Annotated in this window: 14 protein-coding genes and 1 pseudogene; 9 read left to right on the top strand and 6 right to left on the bottom strand. The window is 68.3% G+C overall.

Annotated features, from left to right (window positions below):
* A partial coding sequence (locus BGN98_RS03805) for a hypothetical protein (RefSeq protein WP_288119668.1) occupies positions 1-191 on the top strand: 191 nt, incomplete at its 5' end.
* Between the two features lie 631 nt (positions 192-822).
* A pseudogene (locus BGN98_RS03800) lies at positions 823-1338 on the top strand (helix-turn-helix domain-containing protein); the annotation flags it as partial.
* Here the strand turns inward: BGN98_RS03800 and BGN98_RS03795 are convergent.
* From BGN98_RS03795 to ychF, 3 genes are all read right to left on the bottom strand, one after another.
* On the bottom strand, positions 1256-1474 hold the full coding sequence (locus BGN98_RS03795) for a hypothetical protein (RefSeq protein WP_288119670.1): 219 nt from the start codon (positions 1472-1474) through the stop codon (positions 1256-1258). The pseudogene BGN98_RS03800 and the gene BGN98_RS03795 overlap by 83 nt on opposite strands.
* 345 nt (positions 1475-1819) lie before the next feature.
* Entirely contained in the window at positions 1820-2287 is a 468-nt protein-coding gene (locus BGN98_RS03790) for a hypothetical protein (protein WP_288119666.1), read from the bottom strand.
* Positions 2288-2299: 12 nt separating this feature from the next.
* Positions 2300-3370 (bottom strand): redox-regulated ATPase YchF, encoded by a 1071-nt coding sequence (gene ychF / locus BGN98_RS03785; RefSeq protein WP_288119664.1) that lies wholly within the window; start codon positions 3368-3370, stop codon positions 2300-2302.
* Positions 3371-3486: 116 nt separating this feature from the next.
* On the opposite strand from ychF, the gene BGN98_RS03780 reads away from it, so the two are divergent.
* From BGN98_RS03780 to BGN98_RS03770, 3 genes are read left to right on the top strand one after another with little or no spacing between them, the layout of a single operon-like run.
* The gene (locus BGN98_RS03780; RefSeq protein ID WP_288119663.1) at positions 3487-4545 is read left to right on the top strand and encodes an iron ABC transporter substrate-binding protein; all 1059 of its coding nucleotides are present in this window, start codon (positions 3487-3489) and stop codon (positions 4543-4545) included.
* Positions 4546-4598: 53 nt separating this feature from the next.
* Positions 4599-6113 carry an ABC transporter permease gene (locus BGN98_RS03775; protein ID WP_051498712.1) on the top strand — a complete coding sequence of 505 codons (1515 nt, stop codon included), beginning with the start codon at positions 4599-4601 and terminating at the stop codon, positions 6111-6113.
* Positions 6110-7156, top strand: coding sequence for an ABC transporter ATP-binding protein (locus tag BGN98_RS03770; protein ID WP_016464693.1), 1047 nt, complete (start codon positions 6110-6112; stop codon positions 7154-7156). The genes BGN98_RS03775 and BGN98_RS03770 overlap by 4 nt, the downstream gene beginning before the upstream one ends.
* 24 nt (positions 7157-7180) lie before the next feature.
* Here BGN98_RS03770 and BGN98_RS03765 read toward each other — a convergent pair whose 3' ends face one another.
* Positions 7181-7930, bottom strand: a complete 750-nt coding sequence (locus BGN98_RS03765) for a class I SAM-dependent methyltransferase (protein ID WP_036284856.1) — start codon at positions 7928-7930, stop codon at positions 7181-7183.
* Positions 7931-8023: 93 nt separating this feature from the next.
* Between BGN98_RS03765 and adhP the strand changes: the two genes are divergently transcribed.
* The 3 genes from adhP to BGN98_RS03750 all read left to right on the top strand — a co-directional run bounded on the left by adhP (position 8024) and on the right by BGN98_RS03750 (position 11185).
* Positions 8024-9091 carry an alcohol dehydrogenase AdhP gene (adhP, locus tag BGN98_RS03760; RefSeq protein ID WP_036284854.1) on the top strand — a complete coding sequence of 356 codons (1068 nt, stop codon included), beginning with the start codon at positions 8024-8026 and terminating at the stop codon, positions 9089-9091.
* Positions 9092-9216: 125 nt separating this feature from the next.
* Positions 9217-9822: a 3'-5' exonuclease gene (locus BGN98_RS03755; protein ID WP_016464690.1), complete on the top strand. Its 606-nt coding sequence runs from the start codon at positions 9217-9219 to the stop codon at positions 9820-9822.
* A 67-nt stretch (positions 9823-9889) separates the two neighbouring features.
* Entirely contained in the window at positions 9890-11185 is a 1296-nt protein-coding gene (locus BGN98_RS03750; RefSeq protein ID WP_288119657.1) for a DNA recombination protein RmuC, read from the top strand.
* Between the two features lie 12 nt (positions 11186-11197).
* On the opposite strand, the gene BGN98_RS03745 is transcribed toward BGN98_RS03750, so the two are convergent.
* Together BGN98_RS03745 and glpX are read right to left on the bottom strand one after the other, a co-directional pair.
* Positions 11198-11350 (bottom strand): hypothetical protein, encoded by a 153-nt coding sequence (locus BGN98_RS03745; RefSeq protein WP_231860872.1) that lies wholly within the window; start codon positions 11348-11350, stop codon positions 11198-11200.
* Between the two features lie 156 nt (positions 11351-11506).
* Entirely contained in the window at positions 11507-12496 is a 990-nt protein-coding gene (gene glpX / locus BGN98_RS03740) for a class II fructose-bisphosphatase (RefSeq protein WP_288119655.1), read from the bottom strand.
* A 184-nt stretch (positions 12497-12680) separates the two neighbouring features.
* On the opposite strand from glpX, the gene fbaA reads away from it, so the two are divergent.
* Positions 12681-13427 (top strand): class II fructose-bisphosphate aldolase (fbaA, locus tag BGN98_RS03735; protein WP_288119653.1); only part of this gene is annotated, 747 nt, incomplete at its 3' end.

Below are 13427 nucleotides of genomic sequence, written 5' to 3'. Positions count from 1 at the left end.
TCTCCAAAAAGAAAAAATGCATACACCATCGGGAAAACGACAATGCAGCGAGTTCGAAACTGACCAAAAGGATGCCATCACTGACAATCCATAATGCCGACACCAAAGTGCCGGACTTGATCCAAAGGAATCTCACCCCACCAAAAGGCAGGGACGAGGTAATTTGGCATTTGACAAGTGCACGCTGTTGAGTTCTCAAGGATCGGACGCTCCCGCAGCTCAGCCTTCCAGCCTCGCCCGCAGGGCAACTTCACAATCTTATCCATCTCGCGCAGCTTGTCAAGTCGGCGCTTCGGGATCTCAGATCCACAGTGGCGACCGACGACGTCCTCCGCGAGAGGATTCCCATCCTAGACCAGAAGCCTTCTTCTCTCTACCGAGAGGTTCGGGACGGGATTTCGTTCTCCACTTGAGGGGGCGAGACCTTCCGGCCCTTCGCTCTTCCCTGTGGGGCGAACAAGTAATAACCTACGCGCCACGACACCATCGAGCAAATCACACCCGCGTCCCGGGCGTGTCGCGTTGCCAGGCTACCTGACCACCTCCTTCCTTCCGGCGAGATACTGCCTCCATGCGCATGCTCCCCGATGCAGGCCCACGGTGCCCTCTGTGCGGCGACCGCCTCGGCTTCGAGATTCTGGACGACGAGCGATTCCTCGTCGCATGGTCGTGTGTGATCTGCGGCGCCATCCGCACGACGGAACCGCCGTAGCTCCGAGTCCTAGTTGTACTTCCCCGGGAGGTTGTGAACGGGTGAGGTAGGCGAAGACCTCCGGGCAGGATGTGGGTTACCACACTCGCATCCTGACCACGGAGGTCTTCGTGTCTCACGCTAACGCGCCTTTGACGCCGGAAGGGCGTCGTCGTCTTGCTGTCCTCGTCGTGGATCGGGGCTGGTCGTTGCGGCGGGCAGCGGAACGGTTCCAGTGCTCGCCCGCGACGGCGAAACGGTGGGTCGACCGGTATCGGGCCGGGCTGCCGTTGACGGACCGCAGCTTCAGGCCGCAGACCTCGCCGAACCGGCTCCCGCGGAAGACGGAGCGGAGGATCGTGTCGTTGCGGTTCACCCGCCGGTGGGGTCCGCACCGGATCGCGTATCACCTGGGCCTTGCCCGCTCGACGGTCGGCCGGGTGCTGGCCAGGTATGGGATGCCGAAGCTCGTGAACATCGATCAGGCCACCGGGCTGCCAGTCCGCAAGCCGACGCCGAAGCGGTACGAGGTCGCAAGACCGGGCCAGCTGATCCACGTCGACATCAAGAAGCAAGGCCGGATCCCTGATGGCGGCGGCTGGCGCGCCTTCGGCCGCCCACGGGCTGGAGCAGCATCAGGACGATCATCGCGATGAGGATGGCCGTCGTGCTCGCGCGCTCGGCATCCGACCCTCCGGCAGCGAACGCCGCCTCACGCGACACGGACGGCACCGTCACCGTGAACGTGTAGAACGCCGCCGTGCCACCCGACGTCATCAGCACGACCACAACAACGGTCGCCAGCCGTCACGAAACAGATCCGCGAGCCCCGCCGCCGCAGGACGCGTTCGCTCGCTCGGCATCCGTCGGGCGAGAACCAACGTCATGACTCCCGCGAGCGCACCCAGCCCGAACGCGACCCGCCACCCCCACGCCGAAATCTTCGGGAGGACCCGCCGAGGAGCGCCCAGGTCACTCCCGCGCGCGGCTGACCGACATCGGGCGCCGGTGCGGCGGAGTTCATGCGCTCACTGTAGAGCGTTGAGGTCAACCGGGCGACGCACGTTTCTTCGCATCCCTCGGGGCAGACCGGCAGCGGCGGTGTCGTCGCAGTTGATCCGTCCCGGGTCAGACGTTGAAGCGGAACTCCACGACGTCGCCGTCCTGCCGTCGCTCGGCTCGACTCAAGATGATGCGCGCGAGTACGGCAGTCACGAGGGCCACCAGGATCGCAACTCCGAAAGGAAACGGCCACCATCCAGGTCCCACGGCGACTGCGACTACGACCCACGGGAGCGCAGCACCAAGGGCCGCGCCGGTGGTTCCGATTCGGATCCGAGCCACGCTGCTGCGACGCAAGCCGCGATCCCATATCACCACACCAACCACGCCGCCCAAGACCCCGGCGAGGCCGGTGCCTGCGCCCAGCCCACCGCCGAGAATCACCCAATAGACGAAGCCTCCCCAGCCAGCCTGTGCGCGGTAGTCCGCGTTCCCGGCGAGGTACAGTGCAAGCCCGCAAAAGATCCCGAGCACCGCTGACACAACCATCGCCAACCCGAGGGCTGATCGGTAACGCCGCCAGATAGTGCTCACGTGCTCAGATGCCTAACTGTGACGGAACTCCACGACGTCGCCGTCCTGCATGACGTAGTCCTTGCCCTCCAGGCGCGCCTTGCCCTTCGCGCGCGCCTCGGCGACAGACCCGAGCGTGACGAGGTCGTCGAACGAGATCACCTCGGCCTTGATGAAGCCCTTCTCGAAGTCGGTGTGGATCACCCCGGCGGCCTGCGGCGCCTTCCACCCCTTGCCGATCGTCCACGCCCGCGCTTCCTTCGGACCCGCCGTCAAGTACGTCTGCAGCCCCAGCGTGTCGAAACCGATGCGCGCCAGCTGGTCGAGGCCCGACTCGTCCTGCCGGGTGGAGGCAAGCAACTCCGCCGCCTCCTCGGGGTCGAGATCGATCAGCTCCGACTCGATCTTCGCGTCGAGGAACACCGCCTTCGCCGGCGCGACGAGCGCGGCGAGCTCGGCCTTGCGGGCGGCATCCGTCAACACCGCCTCATCGACGTTGAAGACGAAGATGAACGGCTTCGCGGTGAGCAGGCCCAGCTCCTTGATGGGGGCGAGGTCGATCCCGGATGCCGAGAGCAGCACGCCGCGCTGCAGTGCATCGCGCGCCGCGACGGCGGCTTCGAGAACGGCCGGGTCGAGCTTCTTGCCGCGCACTTCCTTCTCGTAGCGGACGATCGCCTTCTCGAGCGTCTCGAGGTCGGCCAGCTGCAGCTCGGCGTTGATGGTCTCCATGTCGGATGCCGGGTCGACCTTGCCGTCCACGTGCACCACGTCGGAGTCCGCGAAGCCGCGCACCACCTGTGCGATGGCATCGGCTTCACGAATGTTCGCCAGGAACTTGTTTCCCAAGCCCTCGCCCTCGCTCGCGCCGCGGACGATGCCCGCGATGTCGACGAACGAGACGGCGGCCGGAAGGGTGCGCTCGCTGCCGAAGACCTCGGCGAGCTTGTCCAGCCGAGGATCGGGAAGATTCACGACGCCCACGTTGGGCTCGATCGTCGCGAACGGATAATTCGCGGCGAGAACCTGGTTCTTCGTCAGTGCGTTGAACAGGGTCGACTTGCCGACGTTGGGAAGACCCACGATTCCGATGGTAAGAGCCACGGGGGTCAAGTCTACGGGGGTGAGCACACCCTCCTCTCCCGCGCCGCCCTGGTTCGTCACCACATCCGACCCGCGACTAAAGTAAGGGTTACCTATCTTCAAAAGAGAGTGCCGTTATGCCTGTGACTGTCCCTCGCCGCCTCGCGGCGGCATCCGTTCTCGTCATCGCCGCGCTGGGGCTGTCCGCCTGCGCGGGCTCCACCGCGCCCGGCGCATCCTCCTCCACGGATTCGTCCAGCCTCAGCGGCACGTCGATCACCGTCTACAACGCGCAGCACGAAGAACTCACCCAAGCGTGGGCGGACGCCTTCACGAAGAAGACCGGCATCGAGGCGGTACTGCGCAACGGCAGCGACTCCGAGCTCGGAAATCAGATCGTTCAGGAGGGCTCCGCCTCACCGGCCGACGTCTTCCTCACCGAGAACTCCCCCGCCATGTCCCTCGTCGAGAACGCGGGTCTGCTCGCCCCGGTCGACGCCGCGACGCTGGCAAACGTCCCCACGCAGTACCGCCCCGCGAGTGGCGATTGGACAGGGATCGCAGCACGGTCGACGGTGATGGTCTACAACCCGTCACTCATCTCCTCAGACCAGCTGCCGACATCGATCATGGACTTGCAGAAGCCGGAGTGGAAGGGACGGTGGGCGGCGTCGCCCACCGGAGCGGACTTCCAGGCGATCGTCTCCGCCATCCTGCAGGAGAAGGGCGAGGACGCGACGACCGCGTGGCTCACCGCCATGAAAGAGAACGCCTCTGCGTACAAGGGCAACAGCACCGTCATGAAGGCCGTCAACGCCGGCGAGATCCCGCTCGGCGTGATCTACCACTACTACTGGTTCATCGATCAGGCCAAGACGAAGGAGAACAGCGCCAACACGAAACTGGCCTACTTCGGCGCCCAGGACCCGGGGGCGTTCGTCAGCGTGTCGGGCGGAGGCGTGCTCGCCTCGAGCAAGAACGCCGCCGCCGCGCAGCAGTTTCTCGCCTTCATCACCGGCCCGGACGGACAGCAGGTCCTGCGCGACGGCACGAGCTTCGAGTATGCGATCGGCAGCGACGTCGCCTCCAACCCGGCCCTGCCGCCGCTGAGCTCTCTGCAGCCGCCGGCGATCGACCCCTCGACGCTGAACAGCAAGAAGGTCACTGACCTCATGACGGCCGCGGGGCTGATCTGAGCCTCGCCACCGCCGACCGCCCTGCGGTCAGCCCACCCGTGCAGCGGCACCGCGTGCTCACCACGCCGGTGCCGCTGCTGGCGCTCGCCATCGTCGCGGCGGCGCTGCTGCTCGTCCCCGTCGGCTTCGTCGTGTGGGTCGCCATCTCGGAGGGCTGGTCGCAGCTGAGCGCCCAGGTGTTCCGCCCCCGGGTCGGCGAGCTGCTCGCCAACACCCTCGGTCTGCTCGTTCTCGCCGTGCCGCTGTGCGTCGCGGTGGGCGTCGGCGCGGCCTGGACCGTGGAACGCACGGCTCTGCCCGGCCGGAAGATCTGGGCGATCGCGCTCGCCTCCCCGCTGGCGATGCCCGCCTTCGTCAGCGGGTACGGCTGGATCTCCGCTGTGCCCTCTCTTCAGGGTCTCGGCGGTGGAGTGCTGATCGCGGTCGGCGCGTACTATCCGCTCGTCTACCTTCCGGCCCTGGCCACGCTGCGACGCCTCGATCCGGCGCTCGAGGAGTCGGCCCGCTCGCTCGGGCTCAGTCCCCTCGCAACCTTCTGGCGGGTGGTCCTCCCCCAACTGCGCGTGGCGATTCTCGGCGGCGGACTCGTCGTCGCGCTTCACCTGCTCGCCGAGTACGGCGCCTTCGCACTGCTGCGCTTCGACACCTTCACGACGGCGATCGTCAGCCAGTTCCAGTCCAGCTTCGCCGGCCCCGCAGCCAACGCGCTCGGCGTCGTCCTCGCGGCCCTCTGCCTCGTGCTGCTCGTCGGCGAAGCGAGCGCTCGCGGTCGGCTGCGGTACGCGCGGATCGGACGCGGCGCCGCGCGGCCCGCCGTCCCCTACCGGCTGGGTCGGGCGGCGATCCCCGTCACGGCGGTGCTCAGCGGCATCCTGATCCTCGCCGTCGGCATTCCCGGCACGAGCCTGCTGCGGTGGGCGCTGCGCCCCGAGGGCTGGCAGAGCATCCATCTGCTGCCCGCACTCACCCAGACCCTTCTGCTGTCGGGCGGCGGAGCGCTCGCCGCGACCGTCGTCGCCCTCCCCTGCGCCTGGTTGAGCGTGCGGCACCCTAGCCGCCTCGCCCGCGGCATCGAGGGCGCGATGTACCTCGCCAGCAGCCTGCCGACGATCATCGTCGCGCTCGCGCTGGTCACGGTGACTCTTCGCGTCGTTCCCGGGCTGTACCAGACCCCCGCAACCGTCATCGCGGCCTACGTCATCGTGTTCCTCCCCCGTGCACTGGTGAGCCTCCGCAGCGGCTTGGCGCAGGTGCCCCCTCGCCTCGAGGAAGCAGCGCAGACCCTCGGCCGGACCCGGTTCGCGGCGACGGTCGAGGTGACGGCGCCGCTGATGGCATCGTCGTTCGGTGCGGCGTTGGCCCTCGTGGGCCTCGGCTGCGCGAACGAGCTGACGGCGACCCTCCTGCTGGCACCCAGCGGAACGCGCACCCTCGCCACCCAGTTCTGGTCGGAGACCTCGAACGCCGACTTCGTCGCCGGTGCCCCGTATGCGATCATGCTCATCGTGCTGTCGGTCCCGAGCGTCGCCCTCCTTCTCGCCGATGCCCGACGGCGGAGCGATCGATGACCTCGTTGACGGTCACGGATGCCGGTGTGCGCCTCGGTGGGGATCTCGTGCTCGCCGGCGTGCACCTGTCCGTCCCCGACGGGGAGAGACTCGCGATCGTGGGCCCGTCGGGAAGCGGCAAGTCCACACTGCTGCGCGCGATCGCCGGGTTCGAGCGCATCGCGGCCGGCGAGATCCGTCTGGGCGACGAGGTCGCCGCCACGGCGACACGCCACCTGGCCCCGCATCGGCGACGGATCGGCTACGTCGCACAGGACGGCGCCCTCTTCCCGCACCTCACCGCACGACGCAACATCGCCTTCGGCCTCCGCGGCTCAGCGAGCCGAGAGCGCGCCGGTGCCGTCGCGGCCGCCGCAGCGCTCGCCGGTATCGAGCCCGAACTCCTCGACCGCTATCCCCACGAGATCTCCGGGGGTCAGCAGCAGCGCGTCTCTCTCGCTCGCGCTCTCGCCCCGCACCCGCGGGTGCTTCTGCTCGACGAGCCTTTCAGCGCGCTCGACACCGAACTGCGCGCGCAGGTGCGCACACAGGTCGTCGATGCGCTGACGCGGGCGCAGGTGACGAGCGTCCTCGTGACCCACGACCCCGAAGAAGCACTCGCCTTCGGGCACTCCGTCGCCGTCCTCGACGACCGACGGCTCCAGCAGGCCGGTGTCTGCGCGGACGTGTTCTCGCGTCCTGTCTCGGCATCCGTGGCGCGTCTGCTCGGCGACACGGTACTGCTCGCGGGCGCGAAGACCGCGACCGGTGGGTTCCGCTGCCCCCTCGGCACGCTCACCGTGGATGCCGACTTCTCCGACGGCTCATCGATGGTCGTCGCCATGGTGCGCCCGACTCAACTCAGACTGACGACGGATGCCGGGGCGGCGCCTGCCCGTGTGATCGCCATCGCGGTCGTGGGCGCGACAGCCACCGCCACGATCGCCTGCGCCGACGGCACCACGGTCGGCGTGCCGCTGCGCGCCGTCGGCTCGCCGCTGCCCGCCGTCGGCGACGACGTCCGGATCACCGTCGACGGCGGCACCGTCGTCTACGCGGCCTGACACCTCGGCGCGGCGTCCGCTCGCTCATCGGCGGATGCTGCGGAACGCCTCGGTGCGATACGGCAGATCGATGATCTCGACCCCGTCCTCACCCCGGTGACACGACGCGGCGAAGAGCTCCTCGACCTCGGCGAGGATGCGGTCCCGCTCCGACGGCGTGGCGGTGATGACGTAGCTGCGCGAGCGCACCATGGCCGCGAGCTCTGACCGCGTCAGTCGTCGCGACCATCGCCAGCTCTCATGCTCGAGCGCGCCGAAGGGTGCGGCGACGGCCGGCCCCGCGCCGGACAGAAGCTCTTCAGCGTGACTGCCCTTCATGATGGCGCCGAGGCGGGCCACCCACGGCGTGCTCACGTCGCGGATGTTCCAGACCAGACCGAGGACGCCGCCGGGCTTCAGGACGCGTCCCACCTCGGCGGATGCCGCGACCACATCGACCCAGTGCCACGCCTGACCCAAGACGACGGCGTCGACGCTCTCATCGGGAAGGTTCATGCGTTCCGCGGCGCCGATCAGCGTCTCCACGGCCGGAAGGGCCTCTCTCAGGGTGGCGAGCATCGCGGCATCCGGTTCCACGGCGATCACGTCGGCCCCCGCATCGAGCAGCGCGGCGGTGAGCTTTCCGGTACCCGCCCCGACATCCGCAACGCGCGGATGTTCACCGGCGGGAGCCAACAACCACTCCACGGCCGCCGCCGGGTACGACGGCCGGCCCGTCTGGTACTCCCCCGCCGCCGAGCCGAAGCTGAGCGCCATCTCGTCGCGTGTCGCCATGGGGCGACCCTACGCCTGCAACCTCTTGCAACCTCGACGTTCCTACCGTCGAGACATCGGGCGGAACGGCTCCGCCGAGAGGAAGTGATGTCAATGACGACTCTGACCGACACCCCTGCTGCCGCCGCGACCGAGGCGATCGCCACGACCATGCGCGCCGCGGTGGTTACCGCGCCCGGCGAGCCGCTGATCGTCTCCGACGTGCCGGTCCCGCGCCCCGGCCCCGGCCAGGCACTCGTGCGCGTGATCACCAGCGGCGTCTGCCACACCGACCTTCACGCGGCGCGCGGCGATTGGCCGGTCGCCCCGAAGGCCGATCTCATCCCCGGACACGAAGGCTACGGCGAGGTCGTCGCGCTCGGCCCCGGCGTGACGACGCTCACCGTCGGCCAGAAGGTCGGCAATGCCTGGCTGTGGTCGGCGTGCGGAACGTGCGAGTACTGCCGCACCGGATGGGAGACGCTGTGCCCGGCGCAGCAGAACGGCGGATACTCGATGGACGGGAGCTTCGGCGAGTTCATGCTCGTTGATGAGAAGTACGCCGCGCGGATCCCCGACGGCGCCGACCCGGTCGAGGTCGCCCCGATCCTCTGCGCCGGGGTCACGGTGTACAAGGGGTTGAAGATGACCTGCGTGCGACCGGGCGAGTGGGTGACCATCTCGGGCATCGGCGGGCTCGGTCACATCGCGGTGCAGTACGCACGGGCGATGGGCATGCGCGTGGCTGCCGTGGATGTCGACGACGCCAAGCTGGAACTCGCTCGCCGCCACGGCGCAGAGGTCACGGTCAACGCCGCGCAGACCGATCCCGGCGCCGCGATCTCCGAGCACACGGGAGGAACGCACGGCGTCCTCGTCACCGCGGTGCACCCTAGAGCCTTCGACCAGGCGCTCAGCGTCGTGCGGCGGGGAGCCACGATCGTCTTCAACGGTCTGCCGCCCGGGACCTTCGACGCCGACATCTTCGACATCGTGCTGCGCGCGATCACGATCCGCGGCTCGATCGTCGGAACCCGGCAGGACATGATCGAGGCGCTCGACTTCTACGCGCGCGGTCAGATCCACCCGACCGTGCACGTGGAGAACCTCGAGGACGTCAACGACATCTTCGAGCGGATGGAGAAGGGCCAGATCGACGGTCGCATCGTCATGCGGTACTGATCCGGCCGCAACGACCGGCGGGGAGCGAGCGCAGCAGGTTCGCTCCCCGCTCGGCACGTCGGGGCCACGTGCGCCCCGCGGCGCGCCTGCCGCCGCCGCGGGGCATCGACGCGCACAGTAGAGCTGTGGCCTTGGACTTCACCGCGATCGACTTCGAGACGGCGAACTCTTCGAGCGCCTCGGCGTGCGCCGTCGGTCTCACGCGTGTCCGCGATGGTCGTGTCGTCGAGACGGCGGGCTGGCTCATCAAGCCCCCGCCGGGCCACGACCGGTTCTTCGAGCTGAACATCGGCATCCACGGCATCCATCCCGAGGATGTCGTCGATGCGCCGGCGTGGGTCGACCAGCTCACCGCCCTCGACGCCTTCATCGGTGACGATGTCGTCGTGGCGCACAACGCCGGTTTCGACATGAGCGTCCTGCGACGCGCCTGCGAGGCGACGGATGCCGCGTGTCCGTCGTACCGCTACCTGTGCAGCCTGCAGATCGCCCGCAAGACCTACGACCTCGCCTCGTATCGACTGCCCTCGGTAGCCGCTGCTGCGGGCTTCCTCGACTTCGCCCACCACGACGCCGCGTCCGACGCGCTCGCCTGCGCGCACATCATGATCGACGCGGCGGCCCGTGCCGGTGTGCACGACGTCGTCGAACTCGCCATGCTGCTCGGCGTGCGCGTCCCCCGCCTCGCCGGCAGCGGTCGGCTCACACCCGTCGCCGGCCCGGTCGGCTGAACGGCCCCTCACGCGGACTCACCGCGCGGCGCCCGTCGATGTCGGAGGGGTGCGCCACTGTGGAGTCATGGACGCCTTCATCGTCATCGTCGTCGGAGTTCTCTGCCTGATCGCCGGCGCCGTCGGAGGTTGGATCACCGCCGGCGCGCGCGCCGCAGAGCGCACCGCGCGCGAGAACGCAGATCTGGCGGCACGGCTGGCTGCCGCGGAGACCTCCGCTCGCGCCCTGAACGTGCAGCTCGAGCATGAGCGCACGCTCACCCGGGATCTCGGCGCTCAGGCCCGTGCTGACCTCAGCGCGCAGCAGGAACGTGAACGCCGCGATCAACTGGTCCTTCGCGCGCTGGCGCCGGTGCAGGAGTCCCTGCAGACGATGCAGCAGAAGGTGACCGACCTCGAACGCGATCGCCAGAGTCAGTACGGCTCTCTCGTCGAGCAGCTGCGCGCGGCCCGCGCCAGCGATGAGGCGCTCCGGGCGACCACCGAGTCCCTCGCGGGCGCCCTGCGTTCCAACGTGACACGCGGCGTCTGGGGCGAGACGCAGTTGCGGCGCGTGGTCGAATCAGCGGGGCTGAGCCGCTACGTCGACTTCGATCTGCAGACGTCGGTGACCTCCCACGCCGGCGATGGCAGACCCGACATGATCGTTCGCCTGCCGGGCGGCATGTCGCTGGCGGTCGACGCCAAGGTGCCGCTCGATGCCTATATCGAAGCATCGGCGATTGCGATCACCGCGACCGGCGAGGAGGCCACCCGTCGTGCGGGTCTGCTCCAACGTCATGTGCGGGCCGTCCGCGCCCATGTCGACGCACTCGCCAAGAAGTCGTACTGGTCGGGACTGGACTCGAGCCCGGAGTTCCTCGTGTGCTTCCTGCCCAACGAGGCGTTGCTCGCGACCGCACTCGAGGAGGATCCGACGCTGCTCGATCACGCGTTCCGCCAGCGTGTGGCGCTCGCCTCTCCCGTGAACCTGTGGGCCGTCCTGAAGACGGTGGCCTACACCTGGACCCAGCAGGAGGTCTCCACGGAGGCCCGCCGCCTCTTCGAGCTGGGAACCGAGCTGTACCAGCGGCTGGGAGGACTTGCCGGGCACGCCGAGGATCTCCGCCGCGCCATCGAGCGAACGGTCGACACCTATAACCGCTTCACCGGATCACTCGAGTCGCGCGTTCTCGTCACGGCACGGAAGTTCCCCGGGATCGACGAGACGAAGCTGGATGCCGCGGCTGCTCCCGCGTCGATCGAGAAGACACCGCGAAAGCTCGTCGCCCCGGAGCTGATGGTGGACTCGGCCGACGCCGACGCCGACGAAGCCGCAACGGGTATCGCAGCAGATCTCGGCTCGCTCAGGGACCGGCTGTGAACGGAGGCGCGCTCAGGCGGGAAACAGGTTGAGCAGCCCGACGACAGACAGGGAGACCGCGACGAACGCGCCGATCATCCACCACGCACTGACCTGGTGACCATCCGGCATCCGGCGACGCAACAGCACGTCGGGTCGGCGTGCGGGGTCCACGGGAACGCTCACCTGACCCGTTCTGGGACTGCTGGATGCTGCGGACATGTGACCCCCGGACTGCGTGGAAACGTCTGTGTCGCCGGTGACACCGTTGCCCATTGTGCCAGAGGTACGGCTGTCGCGTCGCCCATACCGGGCGCGCCGCGCCGATGATCTGGTCCGCGCTCAGAGCCACTTCGACGTGAGATGCTCCGAGGAGATGCGCCGCAGCGTGCCCGAAGCCCCCCGCAGAACGACGCTCTCCGTATAGACGAAGTCGCCGTCGCGGCGAACACCGGCGACGAGTTCACCGTTCGTGACGCCGGTGGCCACGAAGATCGTGTTGCGCCCGGTGACCAGTTCGTCGGCCTCGTAGACGTACCCGTCGAGCTTCAGACCCGCATCGGTTCCGCGCTGCTTCTCGTCGTCGTCGCGCGGCCAGAGACGTCCTTGAATGTGGCCGCCGAGCGCCTTGATCGCGCAGGTGGTCGCGACGCCTTCGGGGCTGCCTCCGATGCCGATGCACATGTCGGTACGGGCGTTGTGCCGTGCCGCGTTGATTCCACCGGCGACGTCACCGTCGCTCATCAGCCGCGTTCCGGCGCCGGCGTCGCGGATCTCCTCGATCAGTCGGGCGTGGCGGGGACGGTTCAGCACAGAGACCACGAGCTCGTCGACGGGCTTGCCCAGTGCCTTCGCCAGAAGACGGATGTTCTCGCCGACGGGCAGGCGGATGTCCACGACACCGACGCCGGCCGGACCCGTAACGATCTTGTCCATGTAGAACACACTCGACGCGTCGAGCATGGAGCCGCGATCGGAGACCGCGAGAACCGAAAGCGCGTTGTTGCGTCCCTCGGCGGTCAGCGATGTTCCGTCGATCGGATCGACGGCGACGTCGCACTGGGGTCCGCGACCCGTTCCCACGTGTTCACCGTTGAAGAGCATGGGAGCGTTGTCCTTCTCGCCCTCCCCGATGACGATGACTCCGTCGAAGTTCACCGTGGTGAGAAACGCCCGCATGGCGTCGACGGCCGCGCCGTCGGCCTTCTCCTTCTGGCCCCGTCCGATGAACGGTACGGAGCGAATGGCCGCCGCCTCCGTCGCGCGCACCAACTCCATCGCCAGGTTCCGGTCGGGGTGCAAAGGGCTCATGTCCGCGGTCAGGCTCACCATGACGTCAGCCTAGGCGGCCGCACCCCGCGGGTGCGGTGTTTTCAGCCAATGCCTGAGGAAGGAACTGCACTTCTTATCACTGCGGCAAGCTCGACCCGGCGCTTTTGCCCGGCGGGGGCCTCACCGACGTCGCTGGTGCTTCGATAGGCTGTGCCAGGAATCCCCGCAGAACTGAGGAGCAGAAATGCCTGTCGCCACCCCTGAGCAATACGCCGAGATGCTGGACCGCGCGAAGGCCGGTGGCTACGCGTTCCCCGCGATCAACGCCGCCAGCTCGCAGTCGATCAACGCGATCCTGCAGGGTCTGACCGAAGCCGGATCCGACGGCATCATCCAGGTGACCACCGGCGGAGCCGACTATTTCGCCGGCCACACCGTGAAGGGTCGCGCCACCGGTGCGCTCGCGTTCGCGAAGTTCGCGACCGAGGTCGCCAAGAACTACCCGATCACGGTGGCGCTGCACACCGACCACTGCCCCAAGCCCGCCCTCGAGGACTTCGTGCTCCCGCTGATCGCGGCATCCGAGGAGGAGGTCCGCGCCGGCCGCAACCCCATCTTCCAGTCGCACATGTGGGACGGGTCGGCTGTTGCGCTCGACGAGAACATCGCCATCGCGAAGGAGTTGCTGCCTCGCATGAAGAACATCAACGCGATTCTCGAGGTCGAGATCGGCGTGGTCGGCGGCGAAGAGGACGGCGTCAAGCACGAGGGCTCCAACGAGGCGCTCTACACGACCACCGCCGACGTGTCTCGATTCGTCGAGGCGCTCGGCCTCGGCGAGAACGGCCGCTATATCGCCGCTCTGACGTTCGGCAATGTGCACGGCGTCTACAAGCCCGGCAACGTGAAGCTGCGCCCCGAGCTGCTCGGCGAGATCCAGGCGGGCATCGCGGAGCGCTTCGGCACCGACGCGAAGCCCCTCGACCTGGTC

This window comes from Microbacterium sp. 69-7 (assembly GCF_001897985.1).
Taxonomy (GTDB): domain Bacteria; phylum Actinomycetota; class Actinomycetes; order Actinomycetales; family Microbacteriaceae; genus Microbacterium; species Microbacterium laevaniformans.
This window is presented reverse-complemented; position numbering and strand designations above follow the sequence as displayed.

Excerpts from the sequence above, each read along its gene's own strand:
- BGN98_RS03780 (WP_288119663.1), top strand. The coding sequence starts at position 3,487 with ATGCCTGTGACTGTCCCTCGCCGCCTCGCGGCGGCATCCGTTCTCGTC.
- BGN98_RS03770 (WP_016464693.1), top strand. The coding sequence starts at position 6,110 with ATGACCTCGTTGACGGTCACGGATGCCGGTGTGCGCCTCGGTGGGGAT.
- BGN98_RS03765 (WP_036284856.1), bottom strand. The coding sequence starts at position 7,930 with ATGGCGACACGCGACGAGATGGCGCTCAGCTTCGGCTCGGCGGCGGGG.
- adhP (WP_036284854.1), top strand. The coding sequence starts at position 8,024 with ATGACGACTCTGACCGACACCCCTGCTGCCGCCGCGACCGAGGCGATC.
- BGN98_RS03750 (WP_288119657.1), top strand. The coding sequence starts at position 9,890 with ATGGACGCCTTCATCGTCATCGTCGTCGGAGTTCTCTGCCTGATCGCC.
- glpX (WP_288119655.1), bottom strand. The coding sequence starts at position 12,496 with ATGGTGAGCCTGACCGCGGACATGAGCCCTTTGCACCCCGACCGGAAC.